This window comes from Shinella sp. G-2 (assembly GCF_050172695.1).
GTDB lineage: Bacteria > Pseudomonadota > Alphaproteobacteria > Rhizobiales > Rhizobiaceae > Shinella.
The window spans coordinates 107541-125881 of the sequence record NZ_JBBEYH010000012.1; the positions used below are offsets into that span (position 1 = coordinate 107541).

The 18341-nt window shown below is 65.4% G+C and carries 15 protein-coding genes; 4 read left to right on the plus strand and 11 right to left on the minus strand.

Annotated features, from left to right (window positions below; all coding sequences use genetic code 11):
- Positions 1-123: 123 nt before the first annotated feature.
- The 6 genes from V8U06_RS18380 to V8U06_RS18405 form a co-directional block, all read right to left on the minus strand.
- Positions 124-771 carry a dihydroxyacetone kinase family protein gene (locus tag V8U06_RS18380; protein WP_427141899.1) on the minus strand — a complete coding sequence of 216 codons (648 nt, stop codon included), beginning with the start codon at positions 769-771 and terminating at the stop codon, positions 124-126.
- A 4-nt stretch (positions 772-775) separates the two neighbouring features.
- Positions 776-1777, minus strand: a complete 1002-nt coding sequence (locus V8U06_RS18385; protein ID WP_427141900.1) for a dihydroxyacetone kinase subunit DhaK — start codon at positions 1775-1777, stop codon at positions 776-778.
- A gap of 24 nt (positions 1778-1801) precedes the next feature.
- Complete coding sequence (locus V8U06_RS18390; protein ID WP_226917693.1) at positions 1802-2836, minus strand: ABC transporter permease; 1035 nt, start codon at positions 2834-2836, stop codon at positions 1802-1804.
- Positions 2833-4401 (minus strand): sugar ABC transporter ATP-binding protein, encoded by a 1569-nt coding sequence (locus V8U06_RS18395; protein WP_427141901.1) that lies wholly within the window; start codon positions 4399-4401, stop codon positions 2833-2835. Before V8U06_RS18395 ends, V8U06_RS18390 begins: the two co-directional genes overlap by 4 nt.
- A 75-nt stretch (positions 4402-4476) precedes the next feature.
- On the minus strand, positions 4477-5487 hold the full coding sequence (locus tag V8U06_RS18400) for a substrate-binding domain-containing protein (protein WP_226917691.1): 1011 nt from the start codon (positions 5485-5487) through the stop codon (positions 4477-4479).
- Positions 5488-5516: 29 nt separating this feature from the next.
- Positions 5517-6536, minus strand: coding sequence for an ABC transporter permease (locus tag V8U06_RS18405; RefSeq protein WP_427141902.1), 1020 nt, complete (start codon positions 6534-6536; stop codon positions 5517-5519).
- A gap of 198 nt (positions 6537-6734) precedes the next feature.
- Between V8U06_RS18405 and V8U06_RS18410 the strand changes: the two genes are divergently transcribed.
- Positions 6735-7817, plus strand: a complete 1083-nt coding sequence (locus tag V8U06_RS18410; RefSeq protein ID WP_427141903.1) for a LacI family DNA-binding transcriptional regulator — start codon at positions 6735-6737, stop codon at positions 7815-7817.
- Positions 7818-7834: 17 nt separating this feature from the next.
- On the plus strand, positions 7835-8896 hold the full coding sequence (locus V8U06_RS18415; protein WP_427141904.1) for an aldo/keto reductase: 1062 nt from the start codon (positions 7835-7837) through the stop codon (positions 8894-8896).
- Between the two features lie 43 nt (positions 8897-8939).
- On the opposite strand, the gene V8U06_RS18420 is transcribed toward V8U06_RS18415, so the two are convergent.
- A complete protein-coding gene (locus V8U06_RS18420) occupies positions 8940-9617 on the minus strand; it encodes an aspartate/glutamate racemase family protein (protein ID WP_427141905.1) in 678 nt (225 codons plus the stop codon).
- Between the two features lie 7 nt (positions 9618-9624).
- Positions 9625-11082 carry an MFS transporter gene (locus V8U06_RS18425; protein ID WP_427141906.1) on the minus strand — a complete coding sequence of 486 codons (1458 nt, stop codon included), beginning with the start codon at positions 11080-11082 and terminating at the stop codon, positions 9625-9627.
- A gap of 161 nt (positions 11083-11243) precedes the next feature.
- On the opposite strand from V8U06_RS18425, the gene V8U06_RS18430 reads away from it, so the two are divergent.
- Together V8U06_RS18430 and V8U06_RS18435 are read left to right on the plus strand one after the other, a co-directional pair.
- Positions 11244-12086, plus strand: coding sequence for a MurR/RpiR family transcriptional regulator (locus tag V8U06_RS18430; protein WP_427141907.1), 843 nt, complete (start codon positions 11244-11246; stop codon positions 12084-12086).
- A gap of 259 nt (positions 12087-12345) precedes the next feature.
- A complete protein-coding gene (locus V8U06_RS18435; protein ID WP_427141908.1) occupies positions 12346-13635 on the plus strand; it encodes a glycosyltransferase in 1290 nt (429 codons plus the stop codon).
- An 18-nt stretch (positions 13636-13653) separates the two neighbouring features.
- On the opposite strand, the gene V8U06_RS18440 is transcribed toward V8U06_RS18435, so the two are convergent.
- The 3 genes from V8U06_RS18440 to V8U06_RS18450 are packed head-to-tail and all read right to left on the minus strand — an operon-like array spanning position 13654 to position 18341.
- A complete protein-coding gene (locus V8U06_RS18440) occupies positions 13654-15132 on the minus strand; it encodes an amidohydrolase family protein (protein ID WP_427141909.1) in 1479 nt (492 codons plus the stop codon).
- 33 nt (positions 15133-15165) lie between these two features.
- Positions 15166-16608, minus strand: a complete 1443-nt coding sequence (locus V8U06_RS18445; RefSeq protein ID WP_427141910.1) for an amidohydrolase family protein — start codon at positions 16606-16608, stop codon at positions 15166-15168.
- Positions 16609-16622: 14 nt separating this feature from the next.
- The gene (locus V8U06_RS18450; RefSeq protein ID WP_427141911.1) at positions 16623-18341 is read right to left on the minus strand and encodes a dipeptide ABC transporter ATP-binding protein; all 1719 of its coding nucleotides are present in this window, start codon (positions 18339-18341) and stop codon (positions 16623-16625) included.

The following is an 18341-nucleotide window of genomic DNA, read 5'->3' on the forward strand; positions in this document are numbered from 1 at the left end:
AGCGAGAGCATTTCCGGTGAACCGGATTTCACCGGAAATGCTCTTGAGATCGCGCTGAGCGCAGCCACCGCGGCCGCGATATCGGCGAAGGCACCGAAGCCGCGCTTCTGGACGGGCGACGGTCTACCGGCTGGCCGCGAAATCCGCCATGCGGCGGATCAGGAAAGCGCCGACCGTCGCGCCGGCATCCTGCAGGCCTATGGTCTTTTCCTGGAAGGCGGCCGCCTTGCCGTGCTGCGCGAGCATGGACTTGGTGGCCTCCAGCGCCGCTTCCGCCGCATCCGCCGTGACGTTCAGTGCATCGGAAAGCGATGCGCCGGCGGAAGCCTCGGCTTCCAGTGTCAGCGCGATGGGATCGAGCACGTCGAGCAGGGTCTTGTCGCCGACCTTCGCCTTGCCGCGCTCGGCGACGCCGTCGCGATAGGCGCGCCAGAAAGCGGCCATGGCGGTGGTGTCGAGCGCGTCCTTGTCTTCGACGGCCTTGCTGGCGCGCAGGAACCCGGTCGCCGTCAACGTGCCCATGGTGGAGGGCGCCGTGCGGGCCATGGTCGCGCCGGCGGTGCGCAGCAGCTTGGCAATGCCCGCCGCCGCGCCTTCGGCCTCCAGCGCCTCTGCGGCAGCGGCGAAGGACTTGCTCATGGTGATGCCGAGGTCGCTGTCACCCACCTTGCCGTCGAGCGCGATGAGAAATTCGCGCTGCTCGGCGAAAAGGTCCTTCCAGCTCTTGAAGAGGTCAATGAGGTCGGCGGCGGTCAGTGTCTGCATGGTCATGGCCTCACCCTGCAATGTGCTGGAAGAAGGGCGTGTTGGCCGGGGCGGCGATCAGGCGGTCCAGTTCCTCGTCGAGATGAAGGATCGAGATGGAGGCGCCGGCCATTTCCATCGATGTCGCGAATTCGCCGACCCAGACATGCCTGGCGGTGACGCCGCGCGCTTCCAGAAGCTGCGAGACGCGGCGGAAGAGGATATAGAGTTCTTCCAGCGGCGTGCCGCCGAGGCCGTTCACCAGCACGGCGACGGTGTCGCCCTGCTTGTAGTCGGTCTCGGCGAAGATGCGCTCCATCATTTCGTCGACGACGGCGTCGGCCGGCGCGAGCTTCTTGCGGCTGATGCCGGGCTCGCCGTGGATGCCCATGCCGATTTCCATCTCGTCCGCGCCGATGGAGAAGGTGGCGTGGCCGATTTCCGGTACGACGCAGCTCGACAGCGCGACGCCCATGGTGCGTGTGCGAAGGCGCGCCTTGTCGGCGAGGCGCGTGACCTCATCGAGCGACAGACCTGCGGCAGCAGCAGCGCCAGCCGCCTTGTAGAGGAAGAAGATGCCGGCGACGCCGCGGCGCTTGTGTTCCTCGCCGACGATGGAGGAGGCGACGTCGTCATTGCCGACGACCTGCTTGACGGCGATGCCGTCGAGATCGGCAAGTTCCGCCGCCATGTCGAAATTGATGATGTCGCCGGTATAGTTGCCGTAGATGTAGAGAACGCCCGCGCCCTGGTCGATGTGCTTGGTCACCTGGTACATCTGCTCGGCGCTGGGCGACTGGAAGACTCCGCCGACCGCCGCACCGTCCAGCATGCCGTCGCCGACGAAGCCGAGGAAGGTCGGCAGATGTCCGGAACCGCCGCCGGTGGCAATACCGACCTTGCCCGGCCTGGTCTTCGCAGTGACTAGGCAGCGCAGGTCATCGGCGGCATAGGTGACGGCCGGATGGGCCTTGTAGATGCCTTCCAGCATCTCGTCGACGAAGTTGACGGGGTCGTTCAGGAACTTCTTCATTTTGGTTTCCTCCGAAAGTGGGGGTTATTTCTTGCGCTGGCGCGTGACGAAGAAGGCGGCGGCGAGCAGGATGAAGCTGCCGACGACGAGCCGCTGCCAGGTGCTGGGAATGCCGACCATGACGAGCACGCTGTTGAGCACGACGATCAGCAGCACGCCGAGGATGGTGCCGAGCACCGTGCCCGTGCCGCCGGTGATGCGCGCGCCGCCGAGCACGACGGCGGCGATGACGTTGATCTCGGTGCCGACGAGGTCGAAGGGATTGGCCTGCCGGTTGGCGCAGACATGGATGATGCCGGCAAGGCCTGCCAGCGCGCCCGCATAGCCGAACAGGAAGACATGCACGGTGCGCAGGCTGTAGCCGAGGCGACTGGCGATATCCGCATTGCCGCCGACGGCGAAGATGGCGCGCCCCATCAGGGTCCGGTTGAGGATCCACCAGGTCACGAAGGCCGCGACCGGCAGGACGAGGAAATAGAACGGCAGCGTGATCAGCGCGCCGTTGGCGGCCTCGAACTGCACGAGCGGCATGCGGCCGAAGGCCCCCATCTGCGGCGGCAGCGACATGATCCACACCGTGCCGATGAAGGAGAGCAGGAAGCCGCGGAAAAGATACTGCGTGCCGATGGTGACGATCAGCGACGGCACCTTCAGGTGATGGACGAGCAGGCCGTTGATGATGCCGAGCGCCGCACCGCCGAACGTCGCCATCAGGATGACGACGACGATGGGCAGGTTCGGCAGGTAGCTCTGCACCAGCACCGTCATCGAATACATGGTGAAGGCCGCGATCGCCGTGAAGGACACGTCGATGCCGCCGGCCGCCAGGATGATGAAGACGCCGAGGGCGAAGAGCCCCATGACCACGCTGGCCCGGCCGATGTCGATCAATGTCGAGGGCTGCAGGAAGGCGGGATTGACGATGGCCACGGCGACGCAGATCGCCACCAGCAGCAGGAAGGTGATGGTCTCCGGGCGGCGGCGAACGAGCGCACCGAAGCTGAAGGAACGCGACGGGCCGGCGGCGCCGTGCAGTTCATCGGTTCGTGAAGCGCTCATTGCACAGTCTCCGTCGTGGTCGCCAGCATCGCCTTGTAGAGCTGGTCTTCGGTTGCCGTTTCCGCATCCATTTCCGCGACCACCCGGCCGCTGTTCATGACGAGGATGCGGTCGGCGTTCTGCAGCAGTTCCGGCAGGTCGTCGCTGACGATGACGAGGCCCATGCCCGCTTCGGCCAGCGCCTGGATGACGCGGTAGATCGTGTCCTTGGAGCCGACGTCGACGCCGACGGTCGGCCCGTGCAGCACGAGAAGCTTCGGCGCGATGCTCAGCCAGCGGCCGATCAGCACGCGCTGCTGGTTGCCGCCCGAAAGCGCGCCGACCGGCAGATCGAGATTCTTCGTGTTGAGGCGCATCTCCTCCGAAAGACGGGCGGCGATCTTGCGCCCCTCCTCCCGGTCGACGACGCCGAGCGAATTGGCGAGCCGCGAGACGATGAGCGCGATCTCGTTCTCGAAGATCGACTTGTCGAGGAAGAGGCCTTCGGCCAGCCGGTCCTCCGGCACGTAGCCAATGCCGCGCTCGATGGCCTCGGCGGGAGACCGCACGGCGACGGCCTTGCCGTCGAGCGTGAGCGTGCCGCCCGAGGCGGGCGAAACGCCCGTCAGGGCCATGGCGAGTTCGTTTCGGCCGGAATCGGCAAGGCCGGTGATGCCGAGAATTTCCCCTTTCCGGAGAGAAAAGCTCATGTCCCGCACGCCATCGGCGACGAGGCGGTCCACCTTGAGGAGCTCGGCGGCGGCCGGCTTGGCCGTGCGGTAGCGCTGCGCGTCGATGGAGCGGCCGGTCATCAGCTCGGCCAGCTCCTTCTTGCTGTAATTCGCGATGGGCCCCTGCGCCACGCATTGGCCGTCGCGGAAGACGACGGCATGGCCGCCGATGCGGTAGCATTCGTCCAGCTTGTGCGTGACGAAGAGCACGGCGACGTTTTCCGAACGCAGGCGCTCGACGACGCGGATGAGATTGTCCACCTCGCGGCGTGTCAGCGAGGTCGTCGGCTCGTCCATGATGACGAGCTTGGCGCGGGTGGCGATGGCGCGCGCGATGGCGACGAGCTGGCGCGAGGCGAGCGGAAGGTCGGAAACGATGGTGTTGAGGAAGGTGCGGTCGGTCGGCAGACCCGCGGCGGCCAGCGCCCGTTCCGCCGTTTCCCGCAGCCGCTTGCGATCGAAGAGGCGCGCAAGCCGGCCGTTGGCTTTGACGAGCTGCTCGTTCAGCGCGACGTTTTCGGCGACCGTGAGATTGGGCAGCAGCGACAGGTCCTGATAGACGGTTTCGATCCCGGCGGCGAGCGACTGGATCGGCGTCAGCGAGGCGAAGGTCTCGCCATCGAGCACGATCTCGCCGGAGGTCGGCGCATGCGCGCCCGACATGATCTTGATGACGGTGCTCTTGCCGCAGCCGTTTTCTCCCAGGAGATGATAGGCCTCACCCGGCTGGAGCGTCAGGTCGATGCCGCGCAGGGCGTGGACGCCGCCGAACCATTTCTGGATGTTCCTGAGTTCAAGGAGCGCTGCCGATTGCTGCGCGGTATGTGCTTGTGCCGCCACGGAAATTGTCCTCATGCTGACCGGCGCGTTTCCACGCCGGACGGTTCCGGCCGGAAGGAAATCCTCCCGGCCGGCTGACGGTTTGCCGGATTAGAACAGGTGTTCCTTGTAGGTCGCCTTGTCGGCCAGCACCATGCCGTTGCCGAGGATCAGCAGGCCCTTGCCGGGACCCTGCTTGACGGAGACCTTGTTGTAGCCCTCGACGCCGAGATCCATGCCGTCGGTGACCTCCTTCTTCTCCAGCAGCAGCTTGGCGACGGCGTTCATCGCCATGCCGGCCTTCTGCGGGTCCCAGAAGCCGATCGCCGTGATGGCGCCGGATTCGAGGAGGTCCGCCGACGGATTCGGCAGGCCGGTGCCGACGAGGCAGATCTTGCCGCTCAGGCCCGCCTCGTCGATGGCGCGGCCGACGCCGAGAACGTCGTTGCCGGCGGACGTCTGGAAGCCCTTGATGTCGGGGTGCTTGCGCAGGATTTCCTTGGCCTTCTCATAGGTGCCGTTGGCGTCGTCGAAGGATTCGTTGTTCGGATCGACGAGTTCCATGCCGGCATATTTCTTGGCGTTCTCCTCGCCCGCGCCGACCCACTGCATGTGCGTGCGGCTGCCGAGCGAACCGACGAAGGTCGTCCACTTGCCTTCCTTGCCCATGCATTCGGCCAGACGCTCGTTCAGCGCCGCGCCGTAATCGGCATTGTCGAAGGCTTCGACGTCGGCATTGGTGTTCATCTGGTTGTCCGCCTCGTGGGTGACGACCACGATGCCGCGCTCCATGGCGCGCTGGAAGGTGCCTTCGAGCACGGCCGGGTCCATCGGCACGACGGCAAGCGCATTGACGCCCTTGGCGACGAGGTCGTTGACGATCTGGAGCTGCTGGGCCGAGTCGGCCGTCGCCGGGCCGCTCTGGCTGGCGACGACGTCGGGATTGGCTTCCTGGTAGGCGACCACGCCGGTGTTCATGCGGTCGAACCACGGAATGCCGCTGATCTTGACCACGGTGGCGATGACAGGCTTTTCCTGGGCGGCGAGCACGCCGATGGAGCCTGCGAGCGCGACGGCTGCAACCGTGGTTCCAGCCAGTACCTTCTTCGAAAACGACTTCATGTTTTCCTCCACGAATTTTCCCTCCTGTTTCACTTCGGCGTTTGAGGGACAGGCACCGAAGGGGTTTGCGAGCGGCGACCCGGCGACAGGAAGCCAGCGATGTCGTAGCGGCCGACGGCCAGGAACGTGAGCAGCAGCAGGCCCCAGGCGAAATCGCGCACGAAATTGGAAAGGCCGCCGAAATTGAGCAGGCTCGACATGAGCTGCAGGGCGATGGCGGAAAGCACGACGCAGACGACGCGCCCGTAGCCGCCCTCCGGCTTCACGCCGGCCATCACGGCGATGAGGATGGCGATCAGCAGGTAGGAGCTGCCGTAGTCGAACTTCACGTTGACATTGCGCGCGGCGATGATGACGCCGACGAGACCCGACAGCGTGCCCGAGATCGCATAGGTGGCGACGATCACGCCATTCTTCGGGAAGCCTGCATAGACGGCCGCCTTGGGATTGGTGCCCATCAGCATCAGCCACAGGCCATAGGGCGTGAACTTCAGCAGCGCGGCGATGAGGCCCGCGACCAGCACGAAGACGAGGAAGCCGATCGGCACGGCGGCGATCATGTCGTTGCCGATGCTGGACAGCAGCGCCGGGCTGCCGACCGTCACGGCCTTGCCGCCCGAGACCACGACCGCGAGCCCCATGAAGGCCATCTGCGTGCCGAGCGTGCAGAGGATCGGCGTGATGTTCAGCCGCGAGATGAGGAGGCCGTTGATGACGCCGCCGGCAAGACCGATGAGGAGCGCGCCCGCGATGAAGGCGAGACTGAAGGCCGTCCCGCTGTCGGCGGCCGACAGGAAGGACGAGACGATGACGGCGGAGAGCACGCCCGAGAGATTGGCGAGCGCGATGCCCGAGAGGTCGATGCCGCCGTTGCCCGCGCACATGGCCAGCATGACCCCGATGGCCAGAAGACCGATTTCCGGCACCTGGCTCGCCATGGACTGGAGATTGAAAACGGAAAGGAACGTGCCGGAGATGAGAGCGCCCGCGACAAGCAAAAGGCCGTTTATGACAAGCAGCATCGCCAGCTGTCCGCCGGTTTTCTGCATGATCTCCTCCCACTTGTTTACTAAACAAATTTCAGCTTCACTAAAACGCTAGCAAAGGAAATTTGCGCTGACAAGCCCCGTTTTGCGCGCCATATCGGTTGCGAAAGGCGTCAAATTGCCCTAGGTCTCACGAAGATTGCCTAAATCGTTTAGTAAACTTGTTCGCAGTTGCAGCATAAAAAGGCCCCTGACCGCCGCATGAAGAAACCGGGAAAACTGACCATCAGGGACATCGCCGAGGCGGCGGGCGTATCGCCCGCCACGGTCTCGCTCGTGCTGAACGGCAAGGGGGAGATTTCCGGCGTGACGCGGGCGCGGGTGCTGGAGGCGGTGGCAAGCCTCAACTACGTGCCGCGGGCGACGCGCAGCACGGAGCCCGGCGAGACGCTGCGCTTCCTGAAGATCGCCAAGCACGGCCATACCGTGAACCGCGACCACAGCGTCTTCATCTCCGACTACATCGACGGCATGTCGGCCGAAGCGACGCGGCGCAACTATACGCTGGAAGTGGTGAGCTTCGAGGGCCAGCCGATCAGCACGGTGGCCGAGTCGCTCGCCGGCGCGCCGATCTCGGGCGTCATCGCGCTCGGCACCGAACTGACTGAGGCCGATATCCGCCTCATCCAGGGCCTCGGCCTGCCCACGGTCTTCATCGACACGTTCTACGACGTGCTCGACGCCAATTTCGTCGACATGAACAACGAGGACGCCGTCTACAAGGTGCTCTCGCGCTTCCGCATGCAGGGCTTCCAGCGCATCGGCTTCGTCGCCTCCCATGTCGACACGACCAATTTCCGCCTGCGCCGCGAAGCCTTCTTCAAGAACATGGCGCGGCTCGGCCTGCCCGTGAACGAGGCCGATATCCTGTCGGTGGAATCGACTTATGACGGCGCCTATCTCGACACGCGCGCGCTGCTTTCGACCGGGCTCGACCTTGCCGAATGCTACTTCTGCACCAACGACATCATCGCCTACGGCTTCATCCGGGCGCTGCGCGAGCATGGCGTGTCCATTCCCGAGGACGTCTCGATCATCGGCTTCGACAACCTGCCGCAGAGCGCGACCATGGAACCGGGCCTGACGACCATCGACGTGTCGAAACGCAAGATCGGATATCTCGCCGTCACCGTGCTCGACGACCTCATCGCCGCCGCCGAACCGCAACCGCCGGTCAAGATCCTCGTCGGCGCGGACCTCGTGCTGCGCGCCAGCCACGAGCACGGCACATCGAAGACCACGCGCGAGCGCCCGTCCCGCACGATGCGGCAACCCGCGCAATAGCTTCAGGGAGAAAGACCATGGAATACAGAACGCTCGGCCGCACGGGCCTGAAAGTTTCGGCCATCGCCATGGGCACCTTCTCCTTCGGCGGCCTCGGCGCCTTTTCGCGCGTCGCGAACCAGGGCGTCGCCGAGGCCCGCCGCCTGATCGACGGATGCATCGACGGCGGCGTCAACCTCTTCGACACGGCCAACATGTATTCGCTCGGCCGCTCGGAGGAGATCCTTGGCGAAGCGCTCGGGGCAAAGCGCGAGAAGGTGCTGATCTCCTCGAAGGCCCGCATGCGTATCGGCGACGGGCCGAACGACGAGGGCGTCTCGCGCCATCACCTCATCCGCGAATGCGAGGCGAGCCTCAAGCGGCTGAAGACCGACCATATCGACATCTACTTCATGCACGAATGGGATGGCGTGACGCCGGTGGAGGAAATGCTCGGCGCGCTCGATACACTGCGCCAGCAGGGCAAGATCCGCTATATCGGCTGCTCGAACTATTCCGGCTGGCACATCATGAAGGCGCTCGGCGTCGCCGAGGCGAAGAACCTGCCGCGTTTCGTGACCCAGCAGATCCATTACACGCTCGAGGCGCGCGAAGCCGAATATGAGCTGCTGCCGATCTCCGTCGACCAGGGGCTTGGCGTCATGGTCTGGAGCCCGCTCGCAGCGGGCCTCCTGTCGGGCGCGTTCGGGCGCGACAGGGCGCCGGCGGAGTCTCGCCAGGCCGCCGGCTGGAGCGAACCGCCGATCCGCGACCAGGAGCGGCTGTGGACCATTGTCGATACGCTTGAGGCCATTGCCCGGGAACGCGGCGTCACGGTGGCGCAGGTCTCGCTGGCCTGGACGCTGTCGCGCCCCGCAATATCGAGCCTCGTGGTCGGCGGTCTCAGCGAAGAGCAGTTTCGCGACAACATCGCGGCGGTCGACCTCAAGCTCACCGGGGACGAACTGGACAGGCTGAACACGGTCAGCCGCCCGCCCTACATCTATCCCTATTGGCACCAGCACAATTTCGCCGGCGACCGTTTCAGCCCCGGCGACCGGGCGCTGCATGACAGCTACGCCGATCTCGGCGCCATATAAAAGCTTGCCGCGCCGAAGCGCGGCAAGCGTTCGGGAAATCACATCACACGGCCTGAGAAACCGTGGTGGCCTGCCCGATAAGCCCGATGATCCGCTCGACCGCGCAGGGAATGGGTCCCAGCACGGGCGTATCGAAGATCAGCCGCAGTTGCTCGGCGGCTTCGCCGAGCGGACCGCCGCCGATGATGACCGCTTCGGCCCCATCCTGCTCGATGCATTGACGCACCGCACCGGCCAGCGCCTCGATGAGAAGCGCCGGATCGGCGGCGAGCGCCACCGGATCGCCTTGCGTACAGCGGATGCCCGCATAGAGATGGGCAAGACCGAGATCGTGCGCCCGCTGGTCGATCGCCTCGACGAGGTCGGGCGTGGACGTCGCGACGGCGAACCGGCGGCCGCCCTGCGAGGCCTCGATCATCGAAGCCTCGCAGATGCCGACGACCGGGATTGCGACCTTGCGCCGGAGTTCGGCAAGGCCGGGATCGCCGAAGGCACTGACGATGATCCCCGCACACGTTCCGCGATGCGCCGCCCCGAGCTCGACCACCTGGGGCGCTGCGGCCACCAGCTGCTCAGGCGTGACGATCATGCCGGGGCTGCGGCTGGCGGTGACGGTTTCCACCGCCAGCCGGCCAGCTGCCGAGCGCACGGCGATGGCGTGCATCATGTCGCTCGTGGCCTGCGAACTGTTGGGATTGATCAACAGGATGTGCGGGGTCATGCCTGGTTCAAGCTCCTGCTTTTGCGGGTTGCAGCACCGGCTCCTCGGAGGTGCCGATGACGTCGGCCGGCTGCGTCAGGTCTTCCATCGACCGGCCATAGGTTTCCGGCCCGAGGCGGATGCAGACGGCGAAGATGGCGTACATGCTGGCCGCGAGGCCGAAGACGCCGGCCATGCCGTAGCTATCGAACAAGGCACCCGAGATGGTCGGAACGAACGAGCCGGCGGCCGAGCCCGTCGCCAGGATGAAGGCGACGCCGAAGGCGCGGATGCGGGTCGGGAAGAGTTCCGGCGCGTAGATCCAGATCGAGGTGTTGAGCAAGAGCACGAAGAACTGGAACAGTGCGCCGAAGAACAGCACCAGATAGATGGTGGTGCCGAACTGCATGATGGAAAGCGCCGCAAGGCATGCGCAGATCGCGCCGACCGTCAGCACCCGCTTGCGGGGGAAGTAGTAACCGAACATCGAGGCCGCGATGGCGCCGAGAACGCTGCCGCTCTGGATGATCATGCTGTAGAGAAGGCTGCCCTGCAGGGTGTGGCCCATGGACACGAAGATGACCGGCATCAGCGTGAGCACGGAGAGCTGGGCGCCGTAGCTCATCAGGATGGCGATCGACACCGGAACGATGCGGCCGAGGAACGGAGCGCGGAAGAGCTCCTTCCAGGCGCCCTTGGCGCGCGGTGCATCCTGCTCCTGATCCTTGGAGAGGTATTCGCGCACCACGAGATTGCGGGGTTTCAGCGAGCCGGATTCCAGCACCGACAGCACCTTGTTCGCCTCGTCGATCCGCCCTTGCGAAGCAAGGAAGCGCGGTGTCTCCGGCACGTAACGGCGATAGAAGACGACGAGAAGGGCGGGAAGCGCGAGGGAGGCAAAGAGCCAGCGCCAGCTATCCTCACCTGGGAACAGGGTGAAGATCATCAGGCCGTAGACGGGGGCAAGGAAGTTGCCGAAGCCGCCCGCGCCCACATTGACGAGACCCGCGGCCGTGCCGCGGAACTTCGGCGAGCAGAACTCCGACAGCATGGTGACGGCCGTCGAGATCTCGCCGCCGACGCCGAAGCCGACGATGGCGCGCGCGATGCACAGGAACATGAAATCCGGTGCAAGCGCGCAGGCTGCCGAACCCAGCGAGAACAGCAAGAGATTGATGGTGAGCATGACGCGGCGGCCATAGCGGTCGCCGAGAATGCCCGACAGCAGACGGCCGATGGCCGCGCTGCCGAAGGTGATCGTGTTCAGGAAGCCGATATCCGTACCGGTCAGGCCCCAGTGCTCCTTCAGGAGCGGGCCGGACACGCCGATCGTGTTCTGCTCGAAACTGTCGAACAGGCAACCGATCAGAACCAGCGCGATGATCTGCTTGTGTGCGCCCGTGACCCCGATGCGGGTCAGCGCGCCCTCCAGTTGGCGAATGACCGGCGATGATTTGCCGGACTGTACCATGCCTTCTGCTGCCATAGTCTCCTCCTCTTTGGCATCAGCGTGAAAATCAATTTTCATATACTACATCTAAGAAATATGTTTTTCAAGAAGCTTGTTGATCGGCCGAAAGCGCGGCGTTCTTGCGAAGTCCGGCAAGTCCGCTACAAGCTGGTTTCGTGATGGGAGAGGTAGCCGAGATGGGTTCCACGGATCGTTCGTTTCTGTTCCGCGTGCGCGATGCGCTCGACGGCCTGCATCCGGCCGAACGGCGGCTCGGCGATTTCGTCTGCGACTTCCCGGGGGAACTTGCCAGCTACTCCGCCTCCGAGCTTGCCAAACTCGCCCAGGTCTCCAACGCCACCGTCACCCGCTTCGTCCGCCGCCTTGGCTATGAAAACTACGAGGAGGCGCGCCGCCATGCGCGCGACGAGCGGCAGACCGGCTCACGCCTCTTTCTCACGACATCGGCGGATGCCGCCGCGGCCCAATCGGTGACGGCGCACATCGCCCAGGGCGTCGCCAATCTCGAAGGGACCTTTTCGACGATTACCGACGCGCAGGTGGACGAGGTGGCCGACGCCATCCTCAACGCGCGCAAGACCTGGGTGATCGGCTTTCGCAGCAGCCACCCCTTTGCCGACTACCTGCAATGGCAGATGACCCAGGTGGTGGAGAACATCGTCGCCATCCCCGGCGCGGGCCAGACGCTCGGCGAACATCTGGTGAGCGTGACGGACAGGGACGTGGCGATCGTCTTCGGCCTGCGCCGGCGCGTCGCGCAGATGGACGCCATTCTCGCCGCCATCGAGAAGAGCGGCGCCAGCCTGCTCTACCTTACGGACGAAGGCGTGACGCACCGGGCCTCTGCAACCTGGCATTTCCGCTGTCACACGCTCGCGCCGGGACCGCTTTTCAATCACGTTTCCGTGATGGCCGTGTGCCACCTGCTGGCGACGCGGGCGATCGAACGGGCCGGCGCGGCCGGCAGGACCCGCCTGCGCGGCATCGAGCGCTTCGGCGATACGCTGGAAGAACTCTAGAGACAAACGGCGCAACGCGCCGTTTGTCCAAAGTTTTTCAGGTGAAAAATAGAGAAATGCAATTCTGTCTCACCGTGATGAGGTGATGTGCGCCGGCGCTTTCATTCCGTAAATGTTCAGTCGCTACGACGAAACGAGCAGGCATGGCACGTGCGACGGACGGACATTATTGACGATATGAAAAAAACCATTGAACAACCAAGGGGCGCTATTGTTGGATATGGCAGGCCATGAACGGCCTTCCCCAGCTGGAGCATTGATGAAAGCCGTGCCGCCGATATCCCGTGTCGTTCTCATCAACGACTTTTCCATCGCACGCGGCGGTGCGACGACCCTTGTCCTGCTGCTGCTGCGGCTGCTGCGCGCCCGCAATATTCCCGTCACGATGATCGTCGGCGACGACAACGACAATTCCATCTTCGATGAACTGGGCGTCGATCTGGTGCGGCTCGGGCAGAAGGCGCTGCTCGGCGGCAATCCGCTGAGGACCGCGATCAACGGCATCGACAATCGCTCTGCCAGCGCCCTGCTTTCCGACTGGATCGCACGCAACGATACGCCCGGCACCGTCTATCACGTGCATGTCTGGTCGCAGATCCTCTCGCCCGCCATCTTTGTGCCGCTGCGCCGGGTGGCCGAGCGTACGGCCATCCATGCGCATGATTTCTTCCACGCCTGTCCCAATGGCGCCTATATGGACTATCGCCGCGAGGCGCGATGCACGCGCGTTCCGCTCGGCGGCAGTTGCCTTGCAACGAATTGCGATCGGCGCGCCTATGCGCACAAGCTCTGGCGGGTCGCCCGTCAGGTGCGGCTCCGGGCCGCGATGGGCCAGGATGTGCCCTGGGGCAGGATCGTCCTCATCCATGAAAAGATGATCGAAGGCTTCGTGCGCGCCGGCTATGACGCAGGGCTCCTGCAGGCCGTTCGCAACCCGGCCCTCCCCTTCATTGCCGAACGCATTCCCGCCGAACGCAACCGGAGCTTCTTCTTCATCGGCCGGCTGGAGCAGGAAAAGGGCGCGCAGGATGCGCTTGCCGCCGCGCGGCTTGCCGGCGTGCCGCTGGAAATCATCGGCGACGGACCGATGCGCGCCGAATTGCAGGCGCAGTATCCGGAAATGTCCTTCCACGGCTGGCGCGAACAGCGCGAGATCGGCGGCCTGATCCGCCATGCCCGCGGGCTGGTCATCCCCTCGCGCCTGCCCGAACCCTTCGGCCTCGTGGCGGCGGAAGCCGCAGCCAGCGGCGTGCCGATCATCCTCACCGAGATGGCCTTCCTGGCGGACGAGATCGTCGCACGCGGCATGGGCCTTGCCTGCAACACCCAGGACAGTGCGGCATTTGCCGCGGCCCTGCGCGCCATGGCCGACATGCCCGTCGAGGACATGCGCCGGATGAGCCAGAAGACCTTCGCCAATGGCATGAAGCTCGCCAATACCCAGTCGGACTGGGTGGACGGCCTGTTGCGCATCTATGGCAGCCTGCTCCACAACACGCCTGCCGCAGGGCAGGCGCAGGGAGCACAACGTCATTTCACGCTGGCCTGACCGTCCGTTCGCAAATCCTCAGTCGGCCGTGAGGTGCGGATAGGTCGGCGGGAACATGGTTTCCATGGAGGGATGTCCCCAGGTCCGCTCGGGATACTTCGCCAGAAGCCCCTCGAACTGCGCCTGCGCCTCTTTCCGCGCCGCCTTGATATCGATGCCGGCGACCTCGCCGTCGCGCATGGAAAGCCGCCCGTCGACGAAGACCGCACGCGTTACCCGGCCGCTGGCGCCGAAGATCAGCGACTGGACCGGATCGACCGTCGGAGCGAAACGCGGGTCGGAGAGGTCGAAGATCGCGATGTCGGCCTTGGAGCCTGCCTGCAGGCGGCCGATATCGGTACGGCCCAGCGCATCGGCGCCGCCGAGCGTCGCCGCGTCGAAGACTTCCGCCGTAGAAAGGCCCGTCTCGCCCGAAGCAATGCGACCCGTCATCAGCGCGACGGCCATGTTCAGCACCATGTCCGGCGGGGTCGTGTCCGTGCCCATGCCGATGCGGATGCCGAGATCGCGGCACCGGCGGAAGGAATCGAGATATTCGCCGCCGCGGGCAAAGACCAGCGGGCAATGAGCGATGGTGACGCCATGCCGGGCGTAGAGATCGAGGTCTTCCGGCTCGGCCAGCACCGCATGCGGCGCGATCAGCCGTTCATTGAGAAGGCCATGGCTGGCCATCCATTGCGGCGCCGTCGTGCCATGCAGGCGCGCGACGGTCTTGCGTTCCATCTGGCCCTGCGCCATGTGCAGACGCACCGGCAGCTTCATTTCGGCGGAGGCGGCCATGGTGCGCTGGAGCAGCGCCAGCGTCGAGGTTTCCACCCGGTCCGGCGCGAGCATGCCCTGGACCAGGCCTTCGTGCCGCCCGGCGATACGGTCGGCAAAGTCGATGGCATCCTCGAGCCCCTTGAGGCCGCGCGCTTCGTCGAAGACCGGCTGAAGCTCGCCCGGCGCTTCACAGACCATGCCGCCCGAACGGTAGGCCGGGCCGAGCCAGACGCGAAGGCCGAGATCGCCCGCGGCATCCGCCGCGCCCTCGAACTCGGCGACGGTCTCCGCCCATTCGCGATAGAACAGCGAGGCGATCGGCAGCGCCGAGGTGATGCCGTTCAGGAGCAATTGCGCGAAGGCGAAGCGCTTCTGGAAGACGAGCTGCTCCGGCGTGTACATCTCGTACGGGCCACGATCGACATAGCTGCGCGGCCAGACACGGCCCGTCGCCCAGCCCGGACCGTAGTCGATGGTGAGCACCGTGGTGTCGAGGTCGGAAAGCGCGTCGAGATCGACGAAGCCGGGCGAGATCAGCATGTCGCCGAGATCGATGCGGCGGGCGACCTCGCCGGGGAAACGCGGACCGACATAGATGACATCCTGCCCCTCGATGACGATCTCGCCATCGGTCAGAAGCCGATGGCGGCCATTTTCATGGGCGACGATCCAGCGGGCGGAAAGAGCGGTGCGGCCTTCCGGGCGGCGGCCGAGGGCAAGGTCGGAAAGGGTCATGATCGTATCCAGTCTTCGCAATGGAATTTCGGTTTATTCGATGACGTCGAGGTCGCGGCTGTGCCGCCAGAACATGCGCGGCGTTTCCAGCGCATACCGAAGGCCGAGCCGGTCGATCATCAGCTCGGCCTCGCGCTGGGCAGCGTCAAGCACGGCATCCTGGTTCACATGCACCGGCTGGCGGTCGCGCAGCAGCACCTTGCCACCGACGAGCACGGTATGCACATCGTTGCCGTTGGCGAAATAGGTGACGCGGAACTCCGGCATATGCGCGGGATAGAGATGCGGGCGGCGCAGGTCGACGAGAATGACATCCGCCTTCTTGCCCGGTTCCAGCGAACCGACCTCGTTTTCGAGGCCGAGCACGCGGGCCGCGTCGATGGTGCACATTTCCAGCGCCTTGCCGGGCGGCAGCCAGCTCGGATCGTGGAAGTGGGTGCGGTGATAGTGCATGCATTGCTGCATGTGGCGGAACATGTCCGCCGAGCGGTCCGGCGCGGTCGCATCCGAGCCGATGGCGACGGTGACACCGGCGTCGATCAGCTCCGGCACCGGGCAGCGCGCGAGAATGGCCGCGACGGCACTCGGATTGTGCACGATGCTGGTGCCCGTCTCGGCGCAGATCGCTATCTCTTCCTCATCGAGCCCCGTCGCATGGGACAGCAGGGTACGCGGGCCGAGAATGCCGACATCCTTCGCGATGCGGACGCTGCCCTTCGTGTGGCCGTCCTGCGTGAAGACGAGGCCACGCTCATCCGCGAACTGCTTGACCGCGCGCGACTGCGCGACGGCCTCCTTGGCGCCGGCGACGTCCTGGTAGCCACGGTGCAGCGTCGGCGTCAGCAACGCGACATGCAGGCGGCCGGCGTGGCTGCCGTGCCACCGGTCGACGAGGGTCTTGCAGGTGGCGAACTGCTGCTCGAAGGAAACGGGATAGTCGGTGCGCATTTCGCCGTTCCAGCGGGCATAGGTCAGCGGGTGTGGCGGGCGCGTCGTGCCGACGGCGACCACCGAGCGTGTGCCGATGCCGAGCACGCCCTCCATATGGGCATCGCCATAGACCGGTTCGTCCGTGCGCATGACGGAATCTCCGCCGCCAAGCAGCGAAACACCGGTGGTGACGCCGAAGCGCAGGCGCTCGAGCGCGGCCAGCTGCGCCTCGGCAAACCAGAATTCCGGCGTGGAGCCGACCGTATAGGCGCCGCGGCAGGCCTGATACCACGGATCGCTCTTGCCCCCGCCGAGCGTCTTGATCAGGCCATGGCCGGCATGGGCATGCGCATCCACGAAGCCGGGCATGATCGCCATGCCGCGCGCATCGATCACCTCGCCGGCCGGATGGGCCGCTTCCACCTCCGCCGTCGGGCCGATGGCGACGATGCGGTCGTCCGTGATGGCGACCGCCCCATCGGCGATGATGCGGCGGTCCGGATCGATGGCGATGACGGTGCCGTTCTTGATGAGGATGTCGGCCATGACGGGTCTCCGGTCTATTGCGCGGCGGTCTGCCGCGACAGGATACGGTCGAGCGAGGGCGCGAGGCGCAGAAGCTCCTTGGTATAGTCGTGCTTCGGCGCGGTGAAGAGCGTTTCGGTGTCCGCGAGCTCGACGATCTCGCCCGACTTCATCACCGCGATCCGGTCGCACATCTGGCGGATCACTGCGAGATCGTGGCTGATGAACAGCATGGAGAGGCCGGCAAGGTCACGCAGGTCCTTCAGCAGGTTGAGAAGCTGCGCCTGCACCGACACGTCGAGCGCCGACGTGGGTTCGTCGCAGATGAGCAGCGACGGGCGCGGTCCGAGCGCGCGGGCAATGGCGATGCGCTGGCGCTGGCCGCCGGAGAAGGCGTGCGAGAAACGCGCGCCCGCATCGGCCGGCAGACCGACGGCTTCGAGCAGCGTCTTCGCATCCTGCCGGGCCTCGTCCGCGTTGGAGGCGAGCCTGTAGAACAGGATCGGCTCGGCAATGGCGGAATTGATGCGCAGGCGCGGGTTGAGCGCGGAGTAAGGATCCTGGAACACCATCTGCAAGGACTGGCGAACGGACTTTTCGCGCCGTGCACCGAGCGCCGTGCCCTGGAAATCGATGCTGCCGGAGCTTTGCGTGACGAGGCCGGCAATGGTGTTGGCGACGGTGGTCTTGCCGCAGCCGGACTCGCCGACGAGACCGAAGATCTCCCCGCGGCGGACATCGAAGGAAACGCCCTTGACCGCCTTGAAGACGGACGCCTTGCGGCCGGGGATCAACGAGCGGCCGCCATATTCCACGGCGAGATCGCGCACGGAAAGCACGACATCGTCCTTGTTGCCCGTCTCGCTTTTCGTGCTCTTGCGGCGCACGGTCGCACGGGCGTCCAGCGTCACCGCAGTTTCCTCGCTCGGCACCGGCAGGCGCTCGAGGCGATGTTCGATCGGCGGCACGGCCGCGATCAGGGTGCGCGCATAGGGAGCCTGCGGATTGGTCAGCACGTCGCGGGCCGAGCCGCTTTCCACCACGGAGCCGTTCTGCATGATGGTGACGCGATCGGCGATCTCGGCGACGACGCCCATATTGTGCGTGACGAGCAGCACGCCGACACCGCGCTGATCGGCAAGGTCGCGGATCAGTTTGAGGATCTGCGCCTGCACCGACACGTCGAGCGCCGTCGTCGGCTCGTCGGCGACGATGAGCTGCGGGCTGCAGGCAAGCGCGGTGGCGATGACGACGCGCTGGCGCTGGCCGCCGGAAAGCTGGTGCGGATAGCTGCCAAGCCGGCGCTCCGGCTCGGGAATGCCGACCGCCTTCATCAGTTCCAGCGCACGGGCCTTCGCATCCGACCGGGACAGCTTGAGATGGGCGAGCATGCCCTCGCAGAGCTGGTTTTCCACGGTGAAGAGCGGGTTGAGGCTCGTCATCGGATCCTGGAAGATCGCGCCGACATCGCGGCCGGGCACGATGCCTTCGGTGCGCCCGGTGCGCAGGTCGATCGGCTTGCCGGCGATCTCGATGGAGCCGGAGACGATCTTGCCGGGGGCTTGCAGCAGACCCATCAGCGCATTGCCGACCGTGGTCTTGCCGGCGCCGGATTCGCCGACCAGCGCATGGATTTCACCGGGACGGATGAGAAGATCGATGTCCTTCACGGCAACGAGCGTATCGCCGCTCGCCAGCGGATATTCGACACGCAGCTTGCGGATGTCGAGAACGGGGGTCGTTGTTTCGGTCAT

Coding starts and splice junctions, on each gene's coding strand:
- V8U06_RS18380 (WP_427141899.1), bottom strand. CDS start 771: ATGACCATGCAGACACTGACCGCCGCCGACCTCATTGACCTCTTCAAG.
- V8U06_RS18385 (WP_427141900.1), bottom strand. CDS start 1,777: ATGAAGAAGTTCCTGAACGACCCCGTCAACTTCGTCGACGAGATGCTG.
- V8U06_RS18390 (WP_226917693.1), bottom strand. CDS start 2,836: ATGAGCGCTTCACGAACCGATGAACTGCACGGCGCCGCCGGCCCGTCG.
- V8U06_RS18395 (WP_427141901.1), bottom strand. CDS start 4,401: ATGAGGACAATTTCCGTGGCGGCACAAGCACATACCGCGCAGCAATCG.
- V8U06_RS18400 (WP_226917691.1), bottom strand. CDS start 5,487: ATGAAGTCGTTTTCGAAGAAGGTACTGGCTGGAACCACGGTTGCAGCC.
- V8U06_RS18405 (WP_427141902.1), bottom strand. CDS start 6,536: ATGCAGAAAACCGGCGGACAGCTGGCGATGCTGCTTGTCATAAACGGC.
- V8U06_RS18410 (WP_427141903.1), top strand. CDS start 6,735: ATGAAGAAACCGGGAAAACTGACCATCAGGGACATCGCCGAGGCGGCG.
- V8U06_RS18415 (WP_427141904.1), top strand. CDS start 7,835: ATGGAATACAGAACGCTCGGCCGCACGGGCCTGAAAGTTTCGGCCATC.
- V8U06_RS18420 (WP_427141905.1), bottom strand. CDS start 9,617: ATGACCCCGCACATCCTGTTGATCAATCCCAACAGTTCGCAGGCCACG.
- V8U06_RS18425 (WP_427141906.1), bottom strand. CDS start 11,082: ATGGCAGCAGAAGGCATGGTACAGTCCGGCAAATCATCGCCGGTCATT.
- V8U06_RS18430 (WP_427141907.1), top strand. CDS start 11,244: ATGGGTTCCACGGATCGTTCGTTTCTGTTCCGCGTGCGCGATGCGCTC.
- V8U06_RS18435 (WP_427141908.1), top strand. CDS start 12,346: ATGAAAGCCGTGCCGCCGATATCCCGTGTCGTTCTCATCAACGACTTT.
- V8U06_RS18440 (WP_427141909.1), bottom strand. CDS start 15,132: ATGACCCTTTCCGACCTTGCCCTCGGCCGCCGCCCGGAAGGCCGCACC.
- V8U06_RS18445 (WP_427141910.1), bottom strand. CDS start 16,608: ATGGCCGACATCCTCATCAAGAACGGCACCGTCATCGCCATCGATCCG.
- V8U06_RS18450 (WP_427141911.1), bottom strand. CDS start 18,341: ATGACCGAAACAACGACCCCCGTTCTCGACATCCGCAAGCTGCGTGTC.